The organism is Nostoc paludosum FACHB-159, assembly GCF_014698835.1.
In the GTDB taxonomy this organism is placed as follows: Bacteria; Cyanobacteriota; Cyanobacteriia; order Cyanobacteriales; family Nostocaceae; genus Nostoc; species Nostoc paludosum.
In genome coordinates, this window is record NZ_JACJTU010000126.1 from 1 (window position 1) to 6179 (window position 6179).

The 6179-nt window shown below is 42.2% G+C and carries 6 protein-coding genes and 1 pseudogene; 4 read left to right on the forward strand and 3 right to left on the reverse strand.

The window, feature by feature from the left end:
• Both H6H03_RS41025 and H6H03_RS38940 read left to right on the forward strand, forming a co-directional pair.
• A pseudogene (locus H6H03_RS41025) lies at window positions 1-1770 on the forward strand (PriCT-2 domain-containing protein); the annotation flags it as partial.
• A 538-nt stretch (window positions 1771-2308) separates the two neighbouring features.
• A complete protein-coding gene (locus H6H03_RS38940) occupies window positions 2309-2698 on the forward strand; it encodes a hypothetical protein (RefSeq protein WP_190960321.1) in 390 nt (129 codons plus the stop codon).
• 807 nt (window positions 2699-3505) lie between these two features.
• On the opposite strand, the gene H6H03_RS38945 is transcribed toward H6H03_RS38940, so the two are convergent.
• From H6H03_RS38945 to H6H03_RS41685, 3 genes are all read right to left on the reverse strand, one after another.
• Window positions 3506-3895, reverse strand: coding sequence for a hypothetical protein (locus H6H03_RS38945; RefSeq protein WP_190960322.1), 390 nt, complete (start codon window positions 3893-3895; stop codon window positions 3506-3508).
• Between the two features lie 63 nt (window positions 3896-3958).
• Entirely contained in the window at window positions 3959-4393 is a 435-nt protein-coding gene (locus tag H6H03_RS38950; protein WP_190960323.1) for a hypothetical protein, read from the reverse strand.
• 310 nt (window positions 4394-4703) lie between these two features.
• Window positions 4704-4829 (reverse strand): hypothetical protein, encoded by a 126-nt coding sequence (locus H6H03_RS41685; RefSeq protein ID WP_277926238.1) that lies wholly within the window; start codon window positions 4827-4829, stop codon window positions 4704-4706.
• A 213-nt stretch (window positions 4830-5042) separates the two neighbouring features.
• Here H6H03_RS41685 and H6H03_RS38955 point away from each other — a divergent pair, with 213 nt between their 5' ends.
• Together H6H03_RS38955 and H6H03_RS38960 are read left to right on the forward strand one after the other, a co-directional pair.
• Window positions 5043-5450: a plasmid mobilization protein gene (locus H6H03_RS38955; protein ID WP_190960324.1), complete on the forward strand. Its 408-nt coding sequence runs from the start codon at window positions 5043-5045 to the stop codon at window positions 5448-5450.
• Complete coding sequence (locus H6H03_RS38960; RefSeq protein WP_190960325.1) at window positions 5425-6093, forward strand: relaxase/mobilization nuclease domain-containing protein; 669 nt, start codon at window positions 5425-5427, stop codon at window positions 6091-6093. The genes H6H03_RS38955 and H6H03_RS38960 overlap by 26 nt, the downstream gene beginning before the upstream one ends.
• The last annotated feature ends 86 nt before the right edge of the window (window positions 6094-6179 follow it).

Consider the following 6179-nt stretch of genomic DNA (forward strand, 5'->3'; position numbering starts at 1 on the left):
GGCTTCCGTTACCTTAAACGGATGGTCATTCAAAATTACTCCCAAATTCGAGCGCACCCCGACTCTACCCCAGTTGATTTAACTAATGCTGCTGGCGAACCTTTCACAGTGGGGCGCATTTGGGAAGAAGCAGGGACTCTCATTAAGCCTGTTCACTCGATTGAAGTGGAATTAAAGGATTTTGATACTACCGTTGGTTCCTTAGTTGCAGGCGGCTTACCCCCTGAGCAATGGTCAAAACTCCAGACTTTTTTACCAGTTTTGCGATCGCTCCTCAATGGAGATATTAAACCCGATTCTCGTTACGGCTTTAATGATGCTCAACTAAGAGAAGAGTTAGGCGCATTTCCGCAAGATTTAGATATTGAAGCGATTCGGCAGATATTACAGCCTAATTTAGAATTTCTGGCTGATTTAGACTCGATTGATATCCAAGCTGATAAACAACTGCGAAAAAGTGCTGCCGCCCGTTTTGCTGCCAAACGGGTAGCTAAGGATAGCGCCCGAATTGCAGGTAAACAGTTCTTTGATTTGCCCCTGTACTGGTTCCCTGATTTCCTCGAAGCATGGAAGGGTGAGGGTTCTTTGGCTTGTAAATGGGGTATATTGACCATTTATCGCCCCGACACCAAATATACTGAGTTAGCCTACTCCGCCCAATTTAATGTTTACCTTGATGCCACTATCAGCCCAGAACTGTTGAAATTGAAACTCGGCTACGATGACTCGATGTTAGTCATAGGGCAGTCACGCCCCGACTACAGCAATTTAAGGGTGGTCAACGTCATCGGGCTGGGTAAGTTGCCCAAAAAACGCTCTAACTCTCTAACCTACCGTGTTGATGCCCTCAAGGAAACTTTCCTCAAGATACACAAGAAACCGGGCATTATCGAGTGGAAACAAATTGCTTCCGTTGCCGAAGACCACATTGAATACGGTCACTTTGTCGATGGTCGGGGTGTTAACCGCTTTAGTGATTGTGACGCGATCGCCAGCTTTGGCATTCCCTACCAAAACATCGGTGCGGTGGCTGCACATCTTCAGGTGATGACTGGTAAGCAAGTCTTGGTGGGAAATTCAGAAGACATTTTACAAAAGTATCTCACCGAATTGATCCGAGCCGAAATCATTCAAGAAATTGGGCGATTACGCGCTCATCGTCGCCCCCAGGAGGAGCTAACATTCTACTTCTGCGCTGACTATGACCTCAGTTTTCTCTTAGATGAACTGCCGGGAGTCAAGTTAGAGGTTGTCGATGCCTGTACTTTATGCACCGAAGCGGGTAGCCGAGATCAGCAAACCGGACACGCCATCGTCAAAGCCTTTACCCAACTTTGGGAGTCGCAGCAGAAAATTGGACAAACGGCGATCGCCAACATTACCGAAATCTCCCAAGCTTGGGTAAGCCGATTTACCCAGCGCTGGGGGGGCTGGCAGCACTTTAAAAAATTATTACTCCTGCTATTAGATAGTCTTAATAGCGGTAGTAATAAAAATTTGGCTGAATTAGACGACGATCAAAAGTGGCTAGCGCGTACATACTTCCCGATGTTGATTGCTGAATCAGAATCGTCACCAGAAGATGCCTTAGAACACGTCGCTGAAGTTGCCACAATCTTTACTAAGACTGCACTGCGGCGAGTTTTTAACTTCTGCACGCCGATAGTTTTGGCTGACTTGCTGATGATTATCTTGCGTTGTTTACCTACTGAAGTTTACTCAGACGTTGCCCTGGTGCAAACCAACTGTAACCCGACAGTGAGCTTGTAAAATTTATCGCAAATCATTTCTACTGTCCTTATCAGTAGTAAAAGATGCTCATAATAATGATTTGTTACTGAATCATTTACTGAGCGTCCCGTTCAACATAACTATATACTTAAGTATAGTCCCGTATGAAAAATTACGTACAAACCTGTAAAAATATGATAAACAAGCTCTTTTGAAACAGAAAACTAGTATAATAACGGAGGGAAATTACGTACAAACCTGTAAAAAGATAATAAACAAGCTCTTTTGAAACAGAAAACTATACTAACTATTCTCTGAATAATTCAGTATTAATGTTACTGTCGAAGGGTTGACAAATACGGATATTCGAGCTACTATGTAATATAGGCACAATATATGTATTGACAAGTAGATATCAAAACCGCTATGCTAGTATCCATAGCGAAAGACCCCTTATGTGATTTCCGAGGTCACGCAAGTGGGTCTTTGTATATGTTCACTTCCTGATGAAAGTTTTGCCGACCTACTCAGGGAGTCATTGAATTTTTCGCCCAGTTATACGACTGGTCAATTTAGTATGACACAAAAACTTAATTATAGCAACCTTCAGAAACTAATTGATTCCGGATCGGAAAGTTCTGAGGTTTTGACCAATAGTAACACCGTTGATTCCATTGTTCAACCGCTAGTGGCAACAGTTAAAGAAGATGCGATTAAATCTGCTGAAACTACCTTAGAAGTATTTGCAGAGGCGGTCTTAGACAATATTTTGGAAGCGGGTGAAGAAAATCCAGTCAAACGCTGGATGGAAATCGCTGCTCCGATTTTAAAATCAGGCGGTAAAACTGTAGCTGTCATTTTGGCGCTAGGCTTCATATCCATACCTTTAATGGTCAGTGGTAGTCCTTGGGTGGCTTTAGTCTTATCCATTGGGGCGAGTGTAACCGCCATTTGTTCGTGTCTCTAGCGTCTTTGCGGTCACAGTGGTCGGACAGACTTTAAACTACCATTGCCACTACAAACGCACTTTTAACCACACCTAGAACATTCCCTAGTGTGGTTTTTATTTGTTTGCTCAGTGACAATCACTTTCTCTGGACAGCTTTGTTTCTGCTCGTTTTGGCTATAAACTTTTAACTCAATCTTTTGTGATTGATTTTGTGCAAGGACACTCATGTGATTTGAAACAAAAAATGAGATTTTAACTCATGATATGGTTCAAAAATGAGTATCCAGTTTATAGTTCACTTTTAGTATTCGAGTTTTTTTACTAATAATGATTATCGTGTAGGGGATAAAAAAACTGATACGAGAGACGTTTGTATCAACCCTTCGGCTTGATTATCATTATTATTCAGCTACGATTTGAGTAGGCGATCGCGCAACAACAGAGCGATCGCTTGTTCAATGAAATATTTGATTTTTACTCAGATATCTACTAAAACAAAAGTTTTGAACCATAACATGGGTATTTGAACGATATCTTGATTGAAAGTTGAAGTTAGAAAAGTTTTATTAGGGATTTTTTGTGCAAGTTTTGTCCAATTATGTTTTTTCAACTCATTCTCTAGTTATGATTCAGAATTTCAACTCTCACTCATAATTTGATTCAAAGTTTTAATTTGTGATTAGCGCGAAAGCCTGAATTTTCGTTAACTCTTTTCTAATTTATGGATCAAAATTTTTCTCACATTATCATTCAAAGCATAACTCAAGTTAGACAGCAGAGGTAATAAAACAATACTTGCGCCTAGAATCAAAGGTTTAAACCTAATCATACAGATTCAAAGTTGAGCAGAACAGCATCGGCCTGAAACATTTCGTCTCTAGCTTTTAAACCAATGTCTCGACGGATACTGTCTAGAATTTCTAGACCTGTGCGTTGGCTGTTGGGGTAGGAAGTCCAGATGGCGTTGACTGTAATTTCAGTACCGACTAAGAATGTGTTGACTGCGCCGATAAAATACTCACCATCGGTATAATCTAAGCGAACAAGGTAAACACGAGTTTTGCCAGCATAGTGAGCATTTTTAATGTCAGAGGCGGTTTGATAATCGGGATGTGATTCAGTCAAGTAGGTGATTTTAGGTTTGTTGGGATGATTAAATCCTTCAGATTTCCCCCAATTGGGGTCTGACTTCTTACGCCTTTTTGCTTCTCCCATATTGATTCCTATTATGTGGCTAACTTGACCCGATCAAATACTAAAACTAGGATGCCATTGTTTCTATGTTGTTGCTGTCTCTACTGCTGGCTTTTGATTTTTGGTCTTACCCTTGGCACTATTTACAGGTGTTTCTAATTTCTCACCACTAGCTTTAACTGCTTGCTGATTTTCAGTAGCCGGATTATCTGATGTACTACTCTGGCTGCTTGATGATGCCTTTTTCTGGCGGCGACTGCTTTTCTTCAATTCACCTATTAAATATTTGATTCTGCTGCTAGTCAAATGAATGCCCAGCCCCTTCAACATCTCCGCAACTTCATCGTAAGTGTAGCCGTACTTAGAGGAAGTCAGTTTCTCAATGTATCTCCTCATCTTGCGAACCGCTTCCCTATCTGATACATCCTCTCGCTCTTTCGGCTTCTGCTCCTTCAGCAGGTTGATGGCCTTATCAATCTTTTCTTTCGTAATTACTTCTGAATTCTGCTGTTCACTCATGGTTATTTCATGAATACCAATTAATTGATAATTATCGGCTATTTGAAAAAATCTGATTCAAAATCCTAAAAAAAATTGACTATTGCGGCTACGCCGAATCGCTTTTTAATGTGACGGCTACGCCGTTATTTTTACTTAACCTGATACTTTGAAAAAATTGCCTATTACGGCTACGCCGAATTATCGATTCGTATTACAGCTACGCTGAACTATTTTCGCCGTGTGGCAGCTTCGCTGTTATTCTCATTCAAATTTATACCTAAAATCTTACTATTACAGCTTCGCTGAATCTAAAATTTTCATATAGCGGCTACGCCGTATTTACTTCTTCTATTACGGCTACGCCGAACCATAATTTATCTCCTGCTTGATTATCTAAAATTCCGGCTGCGCCGTTGATATATCCTTCTGTAGGTTGTAGTATTGTCAGCAGCACAGCTACGCTGTCGTACTCTCGCCCTCAATCTCTCGCTGTGCCTCCGTACATCCGTAGCACTCGACACCTCGCCACCCCCGAAAATGGGCTTGAAGCCAGCCATGCCTCAAAGCTTACGCTTTACCTCGCTCTGCTCGGATGGCAAAGCTGGTTTAGTGGGGTTTCACCCCCCTAAAAACCCCCCTCGCGTGATGTCCTCATTCTCCCTAAGTTATGGCTAATCGCAAGCAATCAAAAGCCCTAGTCCGAAAGCATATTTTTCCAGTTCGTTTGAGCGACATCGAACTGGAAATGATTCGGATAAAATCACAAGATGCGGGAATGTCAGCGAGTGAACTAATGAGACGCAATGCGTTGATGCGTCCATTACCCAAACGACTGAGTAAAATTAGTCTACAAACATATTGGGAGTTAGGACAAATTGGGAACAATCTCAACCAGCTTGTCAAAGCCACCAACACAGCTATCAAGATGGGGCGTACTCCACCAGCCAACCCAGAACTGTTACAAGAACTTTTAGAACTACTGCATCAGTGCAGGCGAGACATTGCCTCGGATGATATTGAATCTGACGACTGGGAAGAAGAGGAAGACGATGATTGGGAAGCAGACGAAGGGTAGAGGTTTTCGCAAGCTGTTAGATTATCTAGAATCCCGCGATGATGCCAAACTAATTGGCGGTAACATGAGTGGGAGAAATGCGCGGGAGTTAGCGCGTGAGTTTCGCCTGTCGAGACAACTAAATTCTGATGCAGACCGAGTTGTTTATCATGTCTCACTGTCAGCTGCTAAAGCGGACAAATTAGATGATGAGAAGTGGAACGAAATCGGCTCACGCTACATTAAAGAAATGGGCTTTGATGCCAATCAGTTTGTCATCTTTCGCCACCATAACACCGACGACGACCACATTCACATTGCCGCCAGTCGAATTAGGATGGATACGGGGCTGTTAGTGCATGATTCTTGGGATTATGTGCGCTCTGAGAAAGTGCTGCGACAAATCGAGCAAGACTATGAATTAGTCCAAGTACAAGGTAGCAGAGAAAAACTGAATCGCACACCCAGCACGGGACAAATCAGGCGCATAATAAGAGAGCAATCAGAATATGATACGGGTAAGCGCGATACCCCACCAGAGCGCACTATTAAAGAGCAACTTCAGCAGACAATTGACACTGCCAGTGTTGATAATCCCCAAATGCCCATCTTGATCTGGCGGTTACAGTTAGCTGGCATTAGTTGTAACGACCTGCAATACTAATCGCTCAAACCTGCAATCAAGAGATTTTCAAACCAGGATTAACTGCAACTATAATTACGCTTCAGCCAGGATTAATTGCAACTGAA

Excerpts from the sequence above, each read along its gene's own strand:
- H6H03_RS38940 (WP_190960321.1), top strand. The coding sequence starts at position 2,309 with ATGACACAAAAACTTAATTATAGCAACCTTCAGAAACTAATTGATTCC.
- H6H03_RS38945 (WP_190960322.1), bottom strand. The coding sequence starts at position 3,895 with ATGGGAGAAGCAAAAAGGCGTAAGAAGTCAGACCCCAATTGGGGGAAA.
- H6H03_RS38950 (WP_190960323.1), bottom strand. The coding sequence starts at position 4,393 with ATGAGTGAACAGCAGAATTCAGAAGTAATTACGAAAGAAAAGATTGAT.
- H6H03_RS38955 (WP_190960324.1), top strand. The coding sequence starts at position 5,043 with ATGGCTAATCGCAAGCAATCAAAAGCCCTAGTCCGAAAGCATATTTTT.
- H6H03_RS38960 (WP_190960325.1), top strand. The coding sequence starts at position 5,425 with ATGATTGGGAAGCAGACGAAGGGTAGAGGTTTTCGCAAGCTGTTAGAT.